Origin of the sequence: Microbacterium sp. NPDC090014 (genome assembly GCF_044748285.1) — a bacterium.
Lineage (GTDB): Bacteria > Actinomycetota > Actinomycetes > Actinomycetales > Microbacteriaceae > Microbacterium.
In genome coordinates this window covers 2,311,134-2,330,664 of record NZ_JBIVFS010000001.1, presented here as the reverse complement: position 1 = coordinate 2,330,664, position 19,531 = coordinate 2,311,134, and the positions used below count along the sequence as shown (strand labels likewise).

Sequence of the window (19,531 nt, the reverse complement as noted above, 5' to 3'; positions counted from 1 at the left end):
GCACGATCCGAGGCGAAACGCGTGGGAGACTAGACCAATGCTCCGCGTGCTCACGGCCGGCGAATCGCACGGCCCAGAACTCATTGCCGTCATGGAGGGTCTGCCTTCGGGCGTCCCGGTGTCCTCCGAGGCGATCCAGGCCGATCTCGCACGACGCAAACTCGGCTACGGTCGAGGTTCCCGCATGAAGTTCGAGCAGGACGAGCTGACGATCTCGGGCGGCGTCCGCCACGGCAAGACGCTCGGAAGCCCGATCGCTCTTCGCATCGGCAACACGGAGTGGCCGAAGTGGATCGAGGTCATGAACCCGGAGCCGGTCGAGCTGACAGACAGGTCGCGTGGCCGGAGCGCACCGCTGACCCGCCCGCGGCCGGGACACGCCGATCTCGTCGGCATGCAGAAGTACGACTTCGACGAGGCTCGACCCATCCTCGAACGTGCCAGCGCCCGAGAGACGGCGGCCAGGGTGGCGCTCGGCGCCATCGCGCGCTCGTTCCTCGGCGAGCTGGGCATCCGTCTCGTCAGCCACACCCTCTCGATCGGACCGGTGCGCGTGCCCGACGGCGCCGCGCTGCCGACCCCGGACGACGTGGACCGGCTGGACGCCGATCCGCTGCGCTGCTTCGACGCGTCGACCTCCGCCCTGATGGTGGCCGAGGTCGATGACGCGAAGAAGGACGGCGACACGCTCGGCGGGATCGTCGAGGTGCTCGCCTACGGTCTTCCGCCCGGACTCGGCTCACACGTCCACTGGGATCGCCGTCTGGACGCGCGGCTGGCGCAGGCTCTCATGAGCATCCAGGCCATCAAGGGCGTGGAGGTCGGCGACGGCTTCGAGACCACACGACGACGCGGATCCGCGGCTCACGACGAGCTGTTCGCGACGGCAGACGGCATCTCGCGCGGCTCCGACCGCGCCGGAGGCACCGAGGGCGGGATGTCGACGGGCACGGTGTTGCGCGTCCGTGCAGGCATGAAGCCGATCGCCACCGTGCCGCACGCGCTGCGCACGATCGACATCGCGTCCGGCGAGGATGCCACGGCGCACCATCAGCGATCCGACGTGTGCGCCGTGCCTGCGGCAGGCGTCGTGGCCGAGGCCATGGTCGCCGTCGAGCTCGCCAACGCCGTGCTCGAGAAGTTCGGCGGCGACAGCATCGGCGAGACGCGCCGCAACCTCGACGCCTACCTCGCTGCGATCCCGGCCGAGCTGCGGACGACGCCTGCGTCCGAGGCGGCGCTCATCGCGCATGACGAGCGCGGCTGACCCGCTGTCGCTGGTGCTCGTCGGCCCGATGGCGGCGGGCAAGACCAGCGTCGGTCGTCGTGTCGCGCGCAAGCTCGGCGTCCCGTTCGTCGACACGGACAAACGGGTGGTCGCGGTGCACGGCCCGATCCCCCTGATCTTCGAGGAGCACGGGGAGTCGCATTTCCGCGCGCTCGAACGCGCCGAGGTCGCAGAGGCGCTGCGTGCGGGCGGCGTGATCTCGCTGGGCGGGGGAGCGGTGACCGACCCTGCGACCAGGAGGCTGCTGCTCGACCACCCGGTCGTCTTCCTGACGGTCACCCCCGCAGCGGTGGCTGACCGCATACAGAGCGGCGGCCGGCCGCTGCTCGCGGGCGACGACCCTGTCGGGCGATGGACGCAGATCTTCGAAGAACGTCGAGACTGGTATGACGAGGTGGCATCCGTGACGTTCGACACGTCGCGGCGCCCCATGCAGCGCATCGCCGACGACATCGCGGCGTGGAGGAGAGAACTGGGATGACTACGACAACCATCAGCGTGACGGGCGAGAACCCCTACGACATCGCCATCGGGCGGGGGATCCTCGATCAGGTGTCCGCGGCACTCGATCCCGGAGTCCGCAAGGTGCTGGTCGTCCACCCGCCGACCCTGGCCGCGCGTGCGGCAGAGCTTCGTGACAGGCTGCTCGCCGATGTCGAGAACGGTCCGCGGGAGGTCCTGCTCGCCGAGGTGCCGGATGCCGAGCAGGGCAAGCGCATCGAGGTCGCCGCCTTCTGCTGGCAGGTCATGGGGCAGGCCGACTTCACGCGCTCGGACGCGGTCGTCGGATACGGCGGAGGCGCCGTGACCGACCTCGCCGGATTCGTCGCGGCGACCTGGCTTCGCGGCGTGCAGCTCGTGCAGGTGCCCACCACCGTGCTCGGCCTCGTCGATGCCTCCGTGGGCGGCAAGACGGGGATCAACACCGCTGAGGGCAAGAACCTCGTCGGAGCGTTCTGGGCTCCCCGTGCGGTGATCGGCGATCTCGACGAGCTGGCGAGCCTCAGCCCGAACGAGGCGACCGCCGGATTCGCCGAGGTGGTGAAGGCGGGGTTCATCTGGGCACCGGAGATCCTCGACATCATCGAAGCCGATCCGGTGCGCGCCGTCGACTCGACCACACCGGAGTTCCGGCGTGCGGTCGAGCTCGCGATCGACATGAAGGCCCAGGTCGTCTCGGACGACTTCCGCGAGGCGGGGCAGCGCGAGATCCTCAACTACGGCCATACGCTCGGCCACGCCATCGAGCATGCCGAGCGCTACCGCTGGCGGCACGGCGCGGCGATCTCGATCGGCATGCTGTACGCCGCCGAGCTGTCGCGACTCGCGGGGCGACTGTCGGACTCCGCAGCGGAGCGCCACCGCACGATCCTCGAGTCGCTGGGCCTTCCGACCGGCTACCGTGCCGGTGCGTGGCCGCAGCTGCTGGCGACGATGCAGCGCGACAAGAAGAGCCGCGGCGGCATGCTGCGCTTCATCCTCCTCGACGACATCGCGAAGCCCACCGTGCTGCAGGCACCCGATGAGTCGCTGCTCTTCGCCGCCTACCAGGAGATCGGCGAATGACCCGCCGCATCCTGCTCGTGAACGGGCCGAACCTCAACCTGCTCGGCAGTCGCGAGCCCGAGGTCTACGGCACGGCGACGCTCGCCGATGTGGAGCGACTCACCGCTGAGGCGGCCGCAGCCGAGGGCTTCGAGATCCGCGCTGTGCAGAGCAATCACGAGGGTGTGCTGATCGACGCGATCCATGCCGCGCGCGCGGACTGCGCGGCGATCATCATCAATCCGGGCGGGCTCACGCACACGAGCGTGTCGCTGCGCGATGCGCTCACGGGAGTCGCGCTGCCGTTCGCCGAGGTGCACATCTCCGACGTGTACGCACGTGAGGAGTTCCGGCACCACTCGTACCTGCACGATGTCGCTGCGGTGCGGGTCATCGGCGAGGGTGTCGACGGCTACGCGAGCGCTGTGCGGCAGCTCGCAGCGCTGATCCCGTAGAATCGACTCTCGGCCCACCCCAGTCCAGACCGGACGCGAGCGGCCCCCAGACTCGAGAAACGGAAAGTCCAGCGCATGGCATCTACCGCAGACATCAAGAACGGCGTCGTCCTGAGCATCGAGCGGCAGCTCTGGAGCGTCGTCGAGTTCCAGCACGTCAAGCCCGGCAAGGGTGGCGCCTTCGTGCGCACCAAGCTGAAGAACGTCATGACCGGAAAGGTCGTCGACAAGACGTTCAACGCCGGCGCCAAGGTCGAGATCGAGAACGTCGACCGTCGCGACTTCACCTACCTCTACACCGATGGTGACGGGTACGTGTTCATGGACCAGACGGACTACGACCAGATCACGGTCCCCGCTGCGACCGTCGGCGACGCGAAGAACTTCCTGCTCGAGAACCAGCAGGTCACGATCGCGCTCAACAACGGCAACCCGCTGTACATCGATCTCCCCGCGTCCGTGATCCTCGAGATCACCTACAGCGAGCCCGGTGTGCAGGGCGACCGCTCGTCGGCGGGAACGAAGCCGGCCACGCTCGAGACGGGCTACGAGATCCAGGTGCCGCTCTTCGTCGAGACCGGCACCAAGGTCAAGGTCGACACGCGCACCGGCGACTACCTCGGTCGCGAGAAGTAAGGCGTGAGCGCCCGTACGAAAGCGCGCAAGCGCGCACTCGACATCCTGTTCTCCGCCGACGTCCGCGGAGACGAGATCGCGGTGACCCTGGCCGCAGAGGCCAAGCGCGCCGCGAGCGAACCCGCTCGCGAGGCCTCCTGGCTCTACGCCCGTGAGGTGGTGGACGGCATCATCGACCACCACGACGAGATCGACGAGCAGATCACCACCCACAGCCGCGATTGGAGGATCGAGCGCATGCCCGCGGTCGATCGCGCGCTGCTGCGCATCGGCGTCTGGGAGATCCTGTTCAATGACGCGGTGCCGACCGCTGTCGCCATCGATGAGGCGGTCGAGCTCGCCAAGGAGTTCTCCACCGACGATTCGGGCGCGTTCGTGCACGGCGTGCTCGCACGCGTCTCTCGCGCGGCCTGAGCGACGACTCGGGACGCGGTCTCCGAGATGTCGGAGGCCGCGGGAAGGATGGGGCCATGCCCGCGCCGCACGTCGATCTTCGCGACCTCATGCAGATCACCGATGTCGGGGGCTACCAGCGCGGTCTCGCGTACTTCCGCGAGGGCAATGTGCTCGACGTGGTGTGGCACGAGGATCTGCTCGAACTCGAGGGCCATGTGCGCGGCAGCTCGGACGCCCAGTATGTGACCGAGATCGTCTTCCTCTCGTCCAACGGGACGAGACGGGTTCGGACGACCCGCTGCACCTGCCCGGTGCGGAGCGGCTGCAAGCACGTGGTCGCCACGCTGCTCGCGTCCAATGTGCACGAGTACTCGCAGCAGGCCGCGGCTCTCCAGCGGCAGCCCGACGCGGAGCAGAAGCCCGCCGCACCGCGCACCGCCGCAGTGGCGTCGTGGCGGACCCTGCTCGACCCTGCGGTGTCGCAGCACCCGCAGCGCCTCGCTCTCGGCATCGAACTGCGTCACCGTGAGTCTCGGAGTGAGAACCACTGGGGGCCGCGCCCCGTCCGGGCGGCGACCGCGCGCGATCTCGCCCGCCCGAGCGGTGAGCTGCTTCTGGCGATCCGCCCGATGATGCGCAGCGCGCAGACCGGTGCATGGATCCAGGGCGGCGCAGGATGGGATGCGGTCCGTCGCGACGCCTCGCAGTTCGGTCGCGACCAGAACCGCTGGTTCGGGGATCTCCTCAGCATCTCGCGGGACTCGCTGCTCTCCGGCAATGCCGGCGAGTGGCTCGTCCTCGACCAGGTCGAGTCGCCGCTGCTGTGGAGGCACCTCCGATCGGCCACCGACGTCGGAATCCCTCTCGTTCCCAGTCAGAAGAGCGCCTCGGTGCGGATCGCATCCGCGGCCGACGTCTCCGCGAAGATCAGTCGCACCGAGGAGGGTGCTCTGGAGGTCGCCGCCGACGTGCGCATCGACGATCGAGTGATTCCCGCCCGCGAGGTGCATCCGATCGGTCGTACGGGTGTCTACGCGGCGAGCCTCGTGGGTGCGCGGATCGAGATCGTGCTCGCCGAAGTGTCGTTGAGCGAGCAGACACGTGCCCTGCTCGCGGCCTCCGACCCTATCCTCGTGCCGGCCGACGACGAGCAGGCGTTCATCGCCGACGCCTATCCGCTTCTGGCCCGGCGCAGCACCGTGCGCACGGTCGGGGAGGTCGCGCTTCCCGACGTGCCCGAACCGGAGGCGGTGCTCACGGTCAGCTACGAGCGCGGCGACGTCGTCAGCTACGCATTCGAGTGGTCGTACGGTCCGTTCGGCCGAGTGCCGTTCGCGTGGAATGACGCAGCGGTGCGAGATGCCGAGAGCGAGACGACCAGACGCGCGGCGATCGAGGCGGCATGGCAGGAGTTCCGCACGACGAGCTTCCGCCCGAGCGGTTCGTTCCACGACATCGATGCGGCGGCGTTCATCGCGGAAGGCGTTCCCGCGCTCGAGGCTGTGGGCGTCCGCGTCGAGTCCCACGGAGAACGCAAGGCGTATCGCGAGCTGACGGGGGATCCTGAGGTCAAAGTCACGACCGTCGAATCGACCGACTCGGACTGGTTCGATCTCGGCATCCTCGTGACGATCGACGGTCGACTCATCCCGTTCGGACCGCTGTTCACGGCGCTGAGCAGGGGGCGCAAGAAGCTGCTCCTCTCCGACGGCGGCTACTTCTCGCTCAACCACCCGTCGCTGGATCGTCTGCGTGATCTCATCGAGGAGGCGGGCGAGCTCGACGAGTGGGAGACCGGTCCGCGCATCAGTCGCTACCAGACCGATCTGTGGGAGGAGTTCGAAGACCTCGCCGACGAGGCCCAGCCGGCTGTCAGCTGGCGCGCCACGGCCGACGGGCTCCGTCAGGCCACGGGGGTTCCGCCGACGCCCGTTCCTGCGGGAGTGCAGGCCGATCTCCGCCCTTATCAGAAGGCCGGCTTCGACTGGCTCGTCTTCCTGTGGCGTCACCGACTGGGCGGGATCCTCGCCGACGACATGGGTCTGGGCAAGACCCTGCAGCTCCTCACGTTCGTCCAGCACACGCGGGATGCCGGCGAGACGAGACCGTTCCTGGTGCTGGCCCCCACGTCTGTCCTGAGCACCTGGCGGTCGGAGGCGGCCCGATTCACTCCCGGGCTTCGTGTCTCCATCGTCGACAGCACGAGCGGGAAACGGGCCGACGTCCTGAGGGCGGCGGCCCGGTCGAGCGATCTCGTCGTCAGCTCGTACACGGTCGCCCGACTCGACGAAGAGGAGTTCCGCGAGATCGAGTGGGCCGGACTGATCCTCGATGAGGCCCAGTTCGTCAAGAACCCAAAGACGCGGCTCCACCGCGCCATCTCGACATTCCATGCCGACGTCACGTACGCGGTCACGGGAACCCCGATGGAGAACAGCCTCTCCGAGCTGTGGTCGCTGCTCAAGCTCGCCGCCCCCGGCCTGTTCCCCTCGGCTCGGAAGTTCAAGGACCGCTACATCCAGCCGATCGAGAAGGGCAAGGTGCCCGAGAACGAGGAGGGCGGCGAGTACCGCGCGCGGCGCCTCGCTCAGCTGCGTCGTCGAGTGAGACCCCTGATGCTGCGACGTACCAAGGAGCTCGTCGCTCCCGACCTGCCGGCGAAGCAGGAGCAACTGCTCGAGGTCGAGCTGAGTCCGGCGCACAGGGCCCTCTACGACGTCGTGCTGCAGCGCGAACGGCAGAAGGTCCTGGGGCTGATCGACGACCTCGATCGCAATCGCTTCATCGTGTTCCGCTCGCTCACCCTGCTGCGCATGCTGAGTCTCGCTCCCGCGCTGGTCGACGAGGCCGACGCCGAGATCGGGTCGAGCAAGCTCGACACACTGCTCGAGCGCGTCGCCGAACTGCAGGCCGAAGGGCACCGTGCTCTGGTCTTCAGCCAGTTCACGTCGTTCCTCGACCTCGCGGCTGCCCGGCTCGAGGCCGCCGGCATCCCGTATGCGCATCTCGACGGCTCGACGCGCCGCAGAGAGCAGGTGATCGACGGCTTCAAGTCGGGGGAGCAGCCGGTCTTCCTCATTAGCTTGAAGGCGGGTGGGTTCGGACTCACGCTGACGGAAGCCGACTACGTGTTCCTCCTCGATCCGTGGTGGAATCCCGCGGCCGAGGAGCAGGCGATCGACCGCACGCACCGCATCGGTCAGACCAATCAGGTGTTCGTCTACCGGATGATCTCGACCGGCACGATCGAGGAGAAGGTGCTCGAGCTGCAGCGCCGCAAGGCCAGGCTCTTCACCGCGGTGATGGACGACGACGAGCTGTTCGCGCAGTCCCTCACCGCAGACGACATCAAGGGTCTGTTCGACGGCGCGTGATTTCTCCCGGCCGGGTCACCGCGTCCGCCCAGGACCCCGTCGGTAGAATCGAACGGTTCACTTCAGGAGGAATGCATGCGGATCACGGGACTCGGCCACGCCGGGATGTTCATCGAGACGGTCGGCGGGAACATCATCTGCGACCCGGTTCTCGGGCCCTCGTTCTTCGGCTCGTGGTTCCCGTTCCCCGACAACCGCGGGCTCGACTGGGAGCGTTTCGGACGCGAAGCGGACTTCCTGTACATCTCGCACCGGCACCGCGACCACTTCGATCCGCGGCTCCTCGAGCGCTACATCCGCAAGGACATCGAGGTGCTGCTGCCCGAGTACCCGATCGATGACCTCGAGCAGGACATCAGGGCGCTGGGCTACACGAACATCACCTACGCCCCGGCCGGCGAGATCATCGAGCGCGGCGATCTGAAGATCATGATCACTCCGCTGCGCGCTCCGAGCGACGGACCCATCGGAGACTCGTCGCTGAGCGTCGACGACGGCACCGGCTCGGTGCTCAACCAGAACGACTCGCACCCGCTCGATCTCGACACGCTGCTGCACTTCGGCAAGCCCGACGCGTACTTCACTCAGGTCTCGGGTGCGATCTGGTGGCCCATGGTCTATGACCTGCCGCTGGATGCGAAGCAGAACTTCGCGAAGCTCAAGCGCGACGCGCAGAACAAGCGGGCGATGTACTACATCGACAAGGTGGACGCGCCTCACGTCTTCCCGATGGCCGGTCCGCCGATGTTCCTGCGCGACGAGCTCTTCGATTTCAACGGCGTCGGGCGCAACGGCGAATCGATCTTCACCGACCAGAAGCAGTTCCTGGCCCACATGAAGGAGCTCTCGCCCCAGTACGACGGACATCTGTTCGTGCCGGGCACGGTGGTCACCGTCGAGAGCGGCTCCGTGTCCACCGAGCAGTCGCTCTATACCGAGGCCGAGCTCGCCCACATCTTCGACGAGAAGTGGGACTACCTCGAGGAGCAGCGCGCCTCCCGACAGCGGGAGATCCGTGACGAGGAGGCGTCGCGCGCCGAGGTCATGCCCGCCGCCGAGATGCTCGAGGAGCTGAAGACCTGGTGGGAGCCGCTGCTGAAGAAGTCGCGCACGATCCGACTCGGAGTCGGGGGATGCGTGCGCTTCAGGATCGGCGACCTCGACATGGTCGTGGACTTCCCCCGCGCGAAGGTTCGCGAGTACGCGGGCGAGGAGTGCATCTACTGGTACACGATCCCCGCCGACCTCGTCTCGACGAACATCCGCGACCACGAGATCGACTGGTCGAACTCGATCTTCCTCTCGATGCAGTTCGAGGTGGGGCGCAGCGGAAAGTTCAACGAGTTCCTCACGACGTTCCTCAAGTGCCTCTCGGTCGATCGCATCGAGTACGTCGAGAACTGGTATCAGGAGCAGACGGACCAGACCGAGGATGCCGAGATCGGCGACTGGGTCGTGCAGCGTCGCTGCCCCCACCTGCGCGCCGACCTGACCAAGACCGGAAAAGTCGACGACGACGGCATCCTGACCTGCAGCATGCACGACTGGAAGTGGGACCTCAACACAGGCCGCTGCCTGTCGACGAGCGGCCACCCGATCCGCTCCACGAAGATCGACGAGGTCACCGACGCAGTGCTTCGCGAGGCCAGCTGACGTGGTTCGTTCCTCGCACCCGCACGGATCGGGGCGCGACGCTCGAACGCCGATGCCGATGTTCACGGGGCCTCTCCGCGGGGCTCGATGGATCACCCGCTCCACGCCGGAACGGCTGATCCGGGTGGCCGTGGAATTCCTCGAGGACGCCGGTTTCGAGCAACGGCACGATGGCTTCGACGAGAAGCTGAGAGGCCGCGGATCCGAGTGGACGGCCGTCGCGCTGGAGATCGGGGACGAGGAGAAGTCGAAGAGGCGCGCACTGCTCGGGCTCGTGATCGACGAACTCCCGTTCCCCGTCCCCCGGGCGTTCCAGCGTGTGCTGTCGCCGACGCTGGTCGTCGTCGCGTCCCGTCCCGTCGGACCCCTCGTGTCGGAGCTGATCGTCTTTCCCCACACCTCGCGTCGCGGTGCGCCGCCCTACTCGAGAGCCGCGGCTCCTCGCGTGCGCGACGCCCTCGAGCAGATCACCGCGGCAGCGGGCCTGGAAGGCGCGATGCTCTCGCACGAGTCGCTCGCCGGAGTCCCGGATGACGGTTCCCCCGTCTCGCAGGCGGTCGTCCGAGAGGTCCTGGGCTGGCACTGACGCACGCTAGACTGGTGCCATCAAGCAACCTTTAACACCGTCCTGTGAGGCGGAGAAGGGAGCGGCCGATGTCTGCACGAACCGTGCTGCACGAAGCCGATATCTCGCGGGCTCTCACCCGTATCGCGCACGAGATCCTCGAATCCAATCGAGGGGCTGAGAACCTCGTCCTGCTGGGCATTCCGACCCGCGGCGTCACTCTCGCCCACCGCCTGTCCGCAGCGATCGGCGCCATCGCGCAGACCACCGTTCCGGTGGGGGCTTTGGACGTCACGCTCTTCCGTGACGACCTCGCCTCGCAGCCGACGCGTTCTCCGCGGCCCACGGACATCCCTGCCGGCGGGATCGACGGCAGGACCGTCGTCCTCGTCGACGACGTGCTGTTCTCCGGCCGCAGCATCCGCGCCGCACTCGACGCGCTGCAGTCGATCGGTCGCCCGTCGATCGTCCGCCTCGCGATCCTCGTCGATCGCGGCCACCGGGAACTCCCGATCCGCCCCGACTTCGTCGGCAAGAACATCCCGTCGTCTCGCCAGGAGCGCGTCAACGTCCGGCTGACCGAGCACGACGGCACCGAAGAGGTGACGATCGAAGCATGAGACACCTGCTGGATACCCGCACCCTCGACCGAGAGTCGGCTCTACGCATCCTCGATGTCGCCGAAGACATGTCCGACACCCAGTCGCGCGAGGTCAAGAAGCTTCCGACCCTTCGCGGCAAGACGGTCGTGAATCTGTTCTTCGAGGACTCGACCCGCACCCGCATCTCCTTCGAAGCCGCTGCGAAGCGCCTCTCAGCCGATGTGATCAACTTCGCAGCCAAGGGCTCGAGCGTGTCGAAGGGCGAGAGCCTCAAGGACACCGCCCAGACGCTGCAGGCGATGGGAGCGGATGCGGTCGTCATCCGCCATCCAGCCTCCGGCGCCCCGCAGACCCTCGCGACCAGCGGGTGGATCTCCGCCGGAGTCGTGAACGCCGGCGACGGCACGCACGAGCATCCGACCCAGGCTCTCCTCGACGCGTTCACGATCCGCAAACGGCGCTTCGGCGCCGACAGCCGCGGTCGTGATCTCGCCGGCATCCGGGTCGTGATCGTCGGCGACGTGCTCCACTCCCGCGTCGCACGGTCGAACGTCTGGCTGCTCGCCACGCTCGGCGCCGAGGTCACCCTGGTCGCGCCGCCCACCCTGGTGCCGCAGAACGTCTCGCTCTGGCCTGCGAAGGTCGTCTACGACCTCGATCAGGCTCTGGCAGACGGTCCGGACGCCGTGATGATGCTCCGCATCCAGCTCGAACGGATGAGCGCTGCATATTTCCCCACTGAGCGGGAGTATTCCAGGCGATGGGGTCTGGACGCACTGCGTGTGGCCGGTCTTCCGGACGGTAGCATTGTGATGCACCCCGGACCCATGAACCGAGGGTTGGAGATATCCTCCGAAGCCGCAGATTCCCCGCGCTCGACAGTGCTGGAACAGGTGACGAACGGGGTGTCCATCCGCATGGCGGTGCTGTACCTGCTCCTTGCAGGAGAACGAGACGACGAACGAGGGGGAGACCAGTGAGCGAGACCCTCGTCATCACCGGAGCACAGCTTCTCGGTGCCGAGCGCGCCGACATCATCGTGGAGAACGGGCAGATCTCCGAGATCGGCGCCGGACTGAGCCGCTCCGGTGCGCGAGTCATCGACGCCGACGGCCTGGTGGCCCTTCCCGGACTCGTCGACCTGCACACCCACCTCCGGGAGCCGGGCTATGAAGCCTCCGAGACGATCCTCACCGGGACCCGTGCTGCGGCGGCAGGCGGGTTCACGGCGGTGTTCGCGATGCCGAACACCTCGCCGGTCGCGGACACGGCCGGTGTGGTCGAGCAGGAGCTCGCCCTGGGCGAGGCCGCCGGGTACGCGACCGTGCAGCCCATCGGCGCCGTCACCGTGGGGCAGAAGGGCGAGCGCCTCGCCGAACTCGGTGCGATGGCCACCTCGCGCGCCCAGGTGCGCGTCTTCAGCGACGACGGCTTCTGCGTCTTCGATCCGCTGATCATGCGGCGCGCACTCGAGTATGTGAAGTCGTTCGACGGAGTCATCGCGCAGCACGCTCAGGATCCACGCCTCACCGAGGGCGCCCAGATGAACGAGGGCACAGTGTCGGCCGAGCTCGGACTCGCCGGATGGCCGGCGGTCGCGGAGGAGTCGATCATCGCTCGCGATGTGCTTCTCGCGGAGCATGTCGGATCCCGACTGCACGTGTGCCACCTGTCGACCGCAGGCTCTGTCGACATCATCCGCTGGGCGAAGAAGCGGGGGATCAACGTCACGGCCGAGGTCACCCCGCACCACCTCCTGCTCACCGATGAACTGGTGCGCGGCTACGACGCCCGCTACAAGGTCAACCCGCCGCTGCGCCGTGAGGAAGACGTCATGGCGGTGCGCGAGGGCCTCGCCGACGGCACCATCGACATCGTGGCGACCGATCACGCCCCGCACCCGAGCGAGCACAAGTCGTGCGAGTGGCAGGCCGCAGCCAACGGCATGGTCGGACTCGAGAGCGCCCTGCGCGTCGTGCACCAGTCGATGGTGCAGACCGGCCTGATCGGCTGGGAGGACGTCGCCCGGGTGATGAGTGCGGCCCCCGCACGGATCGGACGTCTGTCCGATCATGGGCTGCCCCTGCAGGCCGGTGCTGCTGCGCAGATCACCCTCTACGACCCGTCCGCCGCCGGCGTCTTCACCGAATCCGACCTGCACGGTCGGAGTGTGAACTCGCCGTACCTCGGTCGCGACCTCCCCGGCCGCGTCGAGTTCACGATCCACCGCGGGCTGCTGACGGTCGACGGCGGATCCGTGGTCGAGGAGCTGAACGCATGAGCACGCGCGACATCGCCATCGCGATCACGATCGCCGTGGCGGCACTCGTCCTGGTCGCCATGTTCACGGCGTGGCGCCGACGACTCCGACGCGACTCGGGTCTGGCGGCTCCCCTGGGCGTGCCGGAGCATGCGGAGGTCCTCGACCGTCACGAGGTGCTCTACGTCTCGACGACGAAGCACGATCAGCCGCTGGAGCGCCTCGCCATCCGGCCGCTCGCCTATCGCGCCAGGGGAGAGGCTGCGGTCACCGATCGCGGACTCGCACTCTGCCTCGACGGTGCGCCGACCGTCTTCCTCGCCTCTGCACGACTGGCGAGCGTCGACCGCGCCACGGTGACGATCGACCGCGTCGTCGAACCGGGTGGACTCGTCCGCGTCGCCTGGAATGCGGACGACGACACGATCGTCGACTCGTATCTCCGGGTCACCGACGGCGATCCCCAGAACTTCATCTCAGAACTGCAGCGCCTCGTCCCCGCCACGGACGACACCGCCGCCCCCGACACAGGAGCAACGTCATGACAGCCCTCCCCGAACCCGCCGTCCTCGTCCTCGAAGACGGGACCCGCCACGTCGGCCGTGCATACGGCGCGCTGGGCACCACCTTCGGCGAGGTCGTCTTCTCGACCGGCATGTCCGGATACCAGGAGACGCTCACCGACCCGTCGTACGCGGGCCAGATCGTCCTGCAGACGGCCCCGCACATCGGCAACACCGGCATGAACGACGAGGACCCCGAGTCCCGTCGCATCTGGGTCGCCGGCTACATCGTGCGCGACCCGTCACGAGTCGTCTCGAACTGGCGTGCGACCGCTTCGCTGGACGAGATCCTGGAGCGGGACGGCATCGTCGGCATCAGCGGCATCGACACCCGCTCGATCACGCGGCACATCCGCTCTGCCGGGTCTATGCGCGGCGGCGTCTTCTCGGGCGAGGCCGCGCAGATCGACGCCGACGAGCAGCTGCGCCTCGTGCGCGAGGCGCCTCAGATGGCCGGCCAGAACCTCTCGGCGCAGGTCTCGGTCGACGTCGCCACGGTCACGACGGCGATGGGGGAGCGGGTCGGCAATCTCGCCGTCCTCGACCTCGGCGTCAAGCAGGCCACGATCGACAACCTGGCGGCCCGTGGCTTCGAGGTGCACGTCCTGCCTCAGAACGTCACGATCGATGACATCCGTGCGATCGATCCCGTCGCCGTCTTCTACTCGAACGGCCCTGGCGACCCCGCAGCCTCCGGCGACCACGTCGAGCTGCTGCGCTCGGTGCTCGACGACGGGCTGCCCTTCTTCGGCATCTGCTTCGGCAACCAGCTGCTCGGCAGGGCGCTGGGTCTCGGCACCTACAAGCTGCCGTTCGGGCACCGCGGCATCAACCAGCCCGTACTCGACAAGTCCACCGGACGCGTCGAGATCACCGCGCACAACCACGGGTTCGCCGTGGAGGCGCCGCTGGAGGGCTCGTTCGACAGCCCCCACGGCTACGGCAAGGTCGAGGTCAGTCACATCGGCCTGAACGACAACGTGGTCGAGGGCCTCCGCGCTCTCGACATCCCGGCGTTCTCGGTGCAGTACCACCCGGAGGCTGCGGCCGGACCGCACGACGCCAACTATCTCTTCGACCGGTTCCGTGACATGGTCATCGCCAGCAAGAAGGACACCAAGTAATGCCCAAGCGCGACGACATCAACTCCGTTCTCGTCATCGGCTCCGGCCCGATCGTCATCGGTCAGGCGTGCGAGTTCGACTACTCCGGCACCCAGGCCTGCCGCGTCCTGCGCGAGGAGGGCGTGAGGGTCATCCTGGTCAACTCCAACCCGGCGACGATCATGACCGACCCCGACTTCGCCGACGCGACGTACATCGAGCCGATCACCTGGCAGGTCATCGAGACGATCATCGCGAAGGAGCGTCCCGACGCGATCTTGCCGACCCTCGGCGGGCAGACGGCCCTGAACGCCGCGATCGAGCTGCACAACCACGGCATCCTCGAGAAGTACGACGTCGAGCTGATCGGTGCGAGCTTCGAAGCCATCAACAAGGGCGAGGACCGCCAGATCTTCAAGCAGCTCGTCCTCGATGCCGGCGCCGACGTCGCCCGCAGCATCATCGCGCACACCATGGACGACCTGCTCAAGGGAGCGGCCGAGCTGGGCTACCCGCTCGTCGTGCGCCCCTCGTTCACGATGGGCGGTCTCGGGTCCGGCTTCGCCTACGACGAGGCGGATCTGCGTCGCATCGGCGGTGCCGGTCTGCGCGACTCTCCGACCACGGAGGTGCTCCTGGAGGAGTCGATCCTCGGCTGGAAGGAGTACGAGCTCGAGCTCATGCGCGACACCGCCGACAACACGGTGGTCGTCTGCTCGATCGAGAACGTCGACCCCGTCGGCGTGCACACGGGCGACTCGATCACCGTGGCTCCCGCTCTGACGCTCACGGACCGGGAATACCAGAAGCTCCGCGACATCGGCATCGACATCATCCGCGCGGTGGGCGTCGACACCGGCGGCTGCAACATCCAGTTCGCCATCGACCCGAGCAACGGGCGCATCATCGTCATCGAGATGAACCCTCGCGTCTCGCGCTCGAGCGCCCTGGCCTCCAAGGCCACGGGGTTCCCGATCGCGAAGCTCGCCGCGAAGCTGGCGCTCGGCTACCGTCTCGATGAGATCCCGAACGACATCACGGGTGTCACCCCCGCGAGCTTCGAGCCCACGCTCGACTATGTCGTCGTCAAGGTGCCGCGGTTCGCGTTCGAGAAGTTCCCGGCCGCTGACGCGACGCTGACGACCACCATGAAGTCGGTCGGCGAGGCGATGGCGATCGGCCGCAACTACGCGACCGCGCTGCAGAAGGCGCTCCGCTCGCTCGAGAAGCGCGGTTCCAGCTTCCACTGGGGCGCGGAGAGCCGTTCCGTCGACGAGCTGCTCGAGATCTCGAAGGTCCCGACGGACGGTCGGATCGTCACTCTCCAGCAGGCGCTGCGCAAGGGCGCGACGGTCGAGCAGGCGTTCGAGGCGACTGCGATCGATCCCTGGTTCATCGACCAGATCGTCCTGATCAACGAGGTCGCCGAGATCGTGCGCACGGCACCGGAGCTCGACGCGGCCACGCTGCGCTACGCCAAGGAGCACGGCTTCTCCGACGCGCAGATCGCGGAGCTCCGCGGCGAGAAGGAAGCGGAGATCCGCGGCGTGCGCCACGGACTCGGCATCCGTCCGGTGTTCAAGACCGTCGACACCTGCGCCGGCGAGTTCCCGGCTCTCACGCCGTACCACTACTCGAGCTACGACTTCGAGACCGAGGTCACGCCGTCGGATCGCACCAAGGTCGTGATCATCGGATCGGGTCCGAACCGCATCGGCCAGGGCGTCGAGTTCGACTACTCGTGCGTGCACGCGTCGTTCGCCCTCTCGGATGCCGGCTTCGAGACCATCATGGTCAACTGCAACCCCGAGACGGTGTCCACCGACTACGACACGTCCGACCGGCTCTACTTCGAGCCGCTCACGCTGGAGGACGTGCTGGAGGTGCTCGACGCGGAAGCCGCGAGCGGCACCATCCTCGGCGTCGTCTGCCAGCTCGGCGGCCAGACGCCGCTGGGGCTCGCAAAGGGCATCGAGGCAGCCGGCTACCAGGTGCTCGGCACCAGCCCCGAGGCCATCGACATCGCCGAGGAGCGCGAGCTGTTCTCGCAGCTGCTCGACACGGCAGGCCTCATCGCCCCGCGCCACGGCACCGCTGTGGACGCGGACGGCGCGGTGGCCGTCGCCGAGGAGATCGGATACCCGGTGCTCGTGCGTCCGAGCTTCGTGCTCGGCGGACGCGGCATGGAGATCGTCTACAGCTCCGAGTCGCTGCGCGAGTACTTCGTGCGCACGGCGGGCGAGGTCATCATCGAGGAGGGCAAGCCCCTGCTCGTCGATCGCTTCCTCGATGACGCGATCGAGCTCGATGTCGACGCCCTCTACGACGGCACCGAACTGTTCATCGGCGGCGTGATGGAGCACCTCGAAGAGGCCGGCATCCACTCGGGCGACTCGAGCTGCACCCTTCCGCCCGTCTCGCTCGGCCGCACCGACATCGACCGGGTGCGCGAGGCGACACTCGCGATCGCGAAGGGCGTGGGCGTGCGTGGCCTGCTCAACGTGCAGTTCGCGATCAGCGCCGGCGTGCTCTACGTGATCGAGGCGAACCCGCGCGCGAGCCGGACCGTGCCCTTCGTCTCGAAGGCGCTGGGCATCCCGATGGCCAAGGCAGCGAGCCGTGTGATGGTGGGGTCGACGATCGCGGAGCTCCGCGCCGAGGGCATGCTGCCCGAGCAGGACGGCTCGCGAGTGCCCCTCGACGCCCCTGTCTCGGTCAAGGAGGCCGTGCTTCCGTTCAAGCGGTTCCGTACGGCCGACGGCAAGACCGTCGACTCGATCCTCGGCCCGGAGATGCGCTCGACCGGCGAGGTCATGGGCATCGACCGCGACTTCCCGACCGCGTTCGCCAAGAGCCAGGCGGCCGCGTACGGCGGTATGCCGACCTCCGGCACGGTGTTCATCTCGGTCGCGGACTCCGACAAGCGCGCCGTGATCCTGCCGGCGCATCGCCTGCAGCAGCTGGGGTTCACGATCGTCGCCACCGAGGGCACTGCCGAGATCCTCTCGCGCAACGGCATCGCGGTGACGGTGGTCGAGAAGTACAGCGAGACCCAGGAGTCCGGCGCGACGAACATCGTCGACCTCATCAACGACGGCTCGATCGACATCGTCGTGAACACCCCGTCCGGGGGCGCGGCGCGTGCAGACGGCTATGAGATCCGCGCGGCGGCTGTCGCGGCCGACAAGGCGCTGTTCACCACGATGGCGGTGCTCGGCGCCGCCGTGAGCGGTATGGACGCAGCGCACGAGGGCTTCCAGGTGAAGAGCCTGCAGGAGTACGCCCTCGACCGGAAGGCCGCAGTGTGAGCGCACGCTTCGGCGAACGGGTCCGTGTCGCCCTCGCTGCGCACGGCCCGCTGTGCGTGGGCATCGACCCGCACGCCGCCCTGCTCGGATCCTGGGGCCTCGGCGACGACGCCTCGGGCGTCCGGGAGTTCGGGCTGCGCACGGTCGAGGCCGCGGCGGGCCGTGCCGCGATCGTGAAGCCTCAGGTGTCGTTCTTCGAGCGCTTCGGATCCGCAGGATTCGCGGCGCTCGAAGAGGTCATCGCGGCTGCGAGGGACGCCGGCCTCCTCGTGATCGCGGATGCCAAGCGCGGCGACATCGGGTCGACCATGGACGCCTACGCGGCTGCCTGGCTCACCCCGGGGTCTCCGCTCGAGGCCGACGCCCTCACCGTGAACCCGTTCCTGGGTGTCGGCGCGCTCGACGGCGCCTTCGCCCTCGCTGATCAGCACGACAAGGGTCTGTTCGTGCTGGCTGCCACGAGCAACCCCGAAGCCGAGGTGCTGCAGCGCTCGATCTCCGAGACCGGCCGTGCCGTCTCGGCTGACATCGTCTCGGTCGTCTCGGCGCGCAACACCGAGCACACGCCCGCAGGGGAGTGGGGGAGCTTCGGCTTCGTCATCGGCGCGACCGTGGACTGGACGGATGCCGGCATCGCCGCCTTCGCACCGGTGGCACCCATCCTCGCTCCGGGATTCGGCACGCAGGGTGCGACGCCGTCAGACCTGCACCGCCGGTTCGGTTCGATGAGCGCCGCCGTCATCGCGAGCGAGAGCCGCAGCATCCTCTCGGCCGGACCCGCCGGTCTCGCCGCCGCTATCGACGCCCGCGTCGCAGAGTACAGGGAGGCCGGCCGTGGCTGAGTCCCGTCCCGTCCCCGAGGTCGACCGCGCTGCCGCCGCACGCAAGGCGGTCGAACGACGCCGCGCCCGCGCATCGCTCAAGCGCGATCTGACCACGCGTGTCGTCACACCGCAGGCCGTGCTCGAGCGGGCGACCGCAGACCCGGACTCGGTCGAGGGGTCCATGCGCATCACGGACTTCCTGCTCGCTCTCCCCGCGATCGGCGCGGGCAAGCGCGACCGCATCCTGGCAGAGCTGCACATCTCGCCGGTCAAGCGACTGGGAGGGCTCGGCGTCCGCCAGCGGGTGGCGCTCTCGCAGTGGCTCGACGCGCGCTTCCCGCTGCTCGAGCCGCGTGGCGCACGAAGCCGTCTGCTCGTGCTCGCCGGGCCCACGGCAGTCGGCAAAGGTACCGTCGCCGCCCACATCCGTGAGCACAACCCCGAGATCCATCTGTCGGTCTCGGCGACGACGCGCGCACCGCGACCTGGCGAGATCGACGGCGTGCACTACTACTTCGTCGACGATGCGGAGTTCGACCGGCTGATCGCCGACGACGAACTCCTGGAGTACGCCGTCGTCCACAACAAGTCGCGCTACGGCACGCCGCGGGCTCCGATCGACGCCGCTCTCGCTGCAGGCAAGACCGTGCTGCTCGAGATCGACCTGCAGGGCGCGCGCCAGGTGCGCCAGGCGGAGCCTGCAGCCACGCTCATCTTCCTGCTGCCTCCGACCTGGGACGAACTCGTCCAGCGGCTGGTCGGACGAGGCACGGAGGGCGCGGAGGAACGAGCTCGCAGACTGCGCACCGCGAAGGTCGAATTGGCGGCGCAGAACGAGTTCGACCACCTCATCGTGAACGAGGACGTCGCCGCTGCGGCCGCGGAGGTCGTAGAATTGTCTTCGAGCTCTGCGCGCTGAGCGTCTTCGCGCGCCCGCTTCACCGTCTTCGCGACGATCC

General features: G+C 68.1%; 17 protein-coding genes. All 17 read left to right on the top strand.

Features of this window, described 5'->3' with window-relative positions; genetic code table 11:
- Positions 1 to 37 precede the first annotated feature (37 nt).
- The 17 genes from aroC (at position 38) to gmk (ending at position 19,491) form a co-directional block, all read left to right on the top strand.
- On the top strand, positions 38 to 1,267 hold the full coding sequence (gene aroC / locus ACIPV5_RS11070; RefSeq protein WP_056278778.1) for a chorismate synthase: 1,230 nt from the start codon (positions 38 to 40) through the stop codon (positions 1,265 to 1,267).
- On the top strand, positions 1,251 to 1,769 hold the full coding sequence (locus ACIPV5_RS11065) for a shikimate kinase (protein WP_363520671.1): 519 nt from the start codon (positions 1,251 to 1,253) through the stop codon (positions 1,767 to 1,769). The genes aroC and ACIPV5_RS11065 overlap by 17 nt, the downstream gene beginning before the upstream one ends.
- Complete coding sequence (gene aroB / locus ACIPV5_RS11060) at positions 1,766 to 2,854, top strand: 3-dehydroquinate synthase (RefSeq protein ID WP_072591293.1); 1,089 nt, start codon at positions 1,766 to 1,768, stop codon at positions 2,852 to 2,854. Before ACIPV5_RS11065 ends, aroB begins: the two co-directional genes overlap by 4 nt.
- Complete coding sequence (aroQ, locus tag ACIPV5_RS11055; protein ID WP_056278775.1) at positions 2,851 to 3,288, top strand: type II 3-dehydroquinate dehydratase; 438 nt, start codon at positions 2,851 to 2,853, stop codon at positions 3,286 to 3,288. The genes aroB and aroQ overlap by 4 nt, the downstream gene beginning before the upstream one ends.
- 75 nt (positions 3,289 to 3,363) lie before the next feature.
- On the top strand, positions 3,364 to 3,924 hold the full coding sequence (gene efp / locus ACIPV5_RS11050; protein ID WP_053096137.1) for an elongation factor P: 561 nt from the start codon (positions 3,364 to 3,366) through the stop codon (positions 3,922 to 3,924).
- A 3-nt stretch (positions 3,925 to 3,927) separates the two neighbouring features.
- Entirely contained in the window at positions 3,928 to 4,338 is a 411-nt protein-coding gene (gene nusB, locus ACIPV5_RS11045) for a transcription antitermination factor NusB (protein WP_053096135.1), read from the top strand.
- 56 nt (positions 4,339 to 4,394) lie between these two features.
- Positions 4,395 to 7,694 (top strand): SNF2-related protein, encoded by a 3,300-nt coding sequence (locus ACIPV5_RS11040; protein ID WP_400341029.1) that lies wholly within the window; start codon positions 4,395 to 4,397, stop codon positions 7,692 to 7,694.
- Between the two features lie 75 nt (positions 7,695 to 7,769).
- A complete protein-coding gene (locus tag ACIPV5_RS11035; RefSeq protein WP_187249660.1) occupies positions 7,770 to 9,347 on the top strand; it encodes a Rieske 2Fe-2S domain-containing protein in 1,578 nt (525 codons plus the stop codon).
- A gap of 52 nt (positions 9,348 to 9,399) precedes the next feature.
- The gene (locus tag ACIPV5_RS11030; protein WP_150115069.1) at positions 9,400 to 9,933 is read left to right on the top strand and encodes a hypothetical protein; all 534 of its coding nucleotides are present in this window, start codon (positions 9,400 to 9,402) and stop codon (positions 9,931 to 9,933) included.
- Positions 9,934 to 10,001: 68 nt separating this feature from the next.
- Positions 10,002 to 10,532, top strand: coding sequence for a bifunctional pyr operon transcriptional regulator/uracil phosphoribosyltransferase PyrR (gene pyrR, locus ACIPV5_RS11025; protein WP_056278772.1), 531 nt, complete (start codon positions 10,002 to 10,004; stop codon positions 10,530 to 10,532).
- The gene (locus tag ACIPV5_RS11020) at positions 10,529 to 11,494 is read left to right on the top strand and encodes an aspartate carbamoyltransferase catalytic subunit (RefSeq protein WP_053096128.1); all 966 of its coding nucleotides are present in this window, start codon (positions 10,529 to 10,531) and stop codon (positions 11,492 to 11,494) included. Before pyrR ends, ACIPV5_RS11020 begins: the two co-directional genes overlap by 4 nt.
- Positions 11,491 to 12,795, top strand: coding sequence for a dihydroorotase (locus ACIPV5_RS11015; RefSeq protein ID WP_400341028.1), 1,305 nt, complete (start codon positions 11,491 to 11,493; stop codon positions 12,793 to 12,795). Before ACIPV5_RS11020 ends, ACIPV5_RS11015 begins: the two co-directional genes overlap by 4 nt.
- Complete coding sequence (locus ACIPV5_RS11010) at positions 12,792 to 13,319, top strand: hypothetical protein (protein ID WP_320488322.1); 528 nt, start codon at positions 12,792 to 12,794, stop codon at positions 13,317 to 13,319. Before ACIPV5_RS11015 ends, ACIPV5_RS11010 begins: the two co-directional genes overlap by 4 nt.
- Positions 13,316 to 14,461 carry a glutamine-hydrolyzing carbamoyl-phosphate synthase small subunit gene (gene carA, locus ACIPV5_RS11005; RefSeq protein ID WP_053096121.1) on the top strand — a complete coding sequence of 382 codons (1,146 nt, stop codon included), beginning with the start codon at positions 13,316 to 13,318 and terminating at the stop codon, positions 14,459 to 14,461. Before ACIPV5_RS11010 ends, carA begins: the two co-directional genes overlap by 4 nt.
- On the top strand, positions 14,461 to 17,748 hold the full coding sequence (carB, locus tag ACIPV5_RS11000; RefSeq protein WP_400341027.1) for a carbamoyl-phosphate synthase large subunit: 3,288 nt from the start codon (positions 14,461 to 14,463) through the stop codon (positions 17,746 to 17,748). Before carA ends, carB begins: the two co-directional genes overlap by 1 nt.
- Positions 17,745 to 18,590: an orotidine-5'-phosphate decarboxylase gene (pyrF, locus tag ACIPV5_RS10995; RefSeq protein ID WP_053096118.1), complete on the top strand. Its 846-nt coding sequence runs from the start codon at positions 17,745 to 17,747 to the stop codon at positions 18,588 to 18,590. Before carB ends, pyrF begins: the two co-directional genes overlap by 4 nt.
- On the top strand, positions 18,583 to 19,491 hold the full coding sequence (gmk, locus tag ACIPV5_RS10990) for a guanylate kinase (RefSeq protein ID WP_400341026.1): 909 nt from the start codon (positions 18,583 to 18,585) through the stop codon (positions 19,489 to 19,491). Before pyrF ends, gmk begins: the two co-directional genes overlap by 8 nt.
- Positions 19,492 to 19,531: the final 40 nt, after the last annotated feature.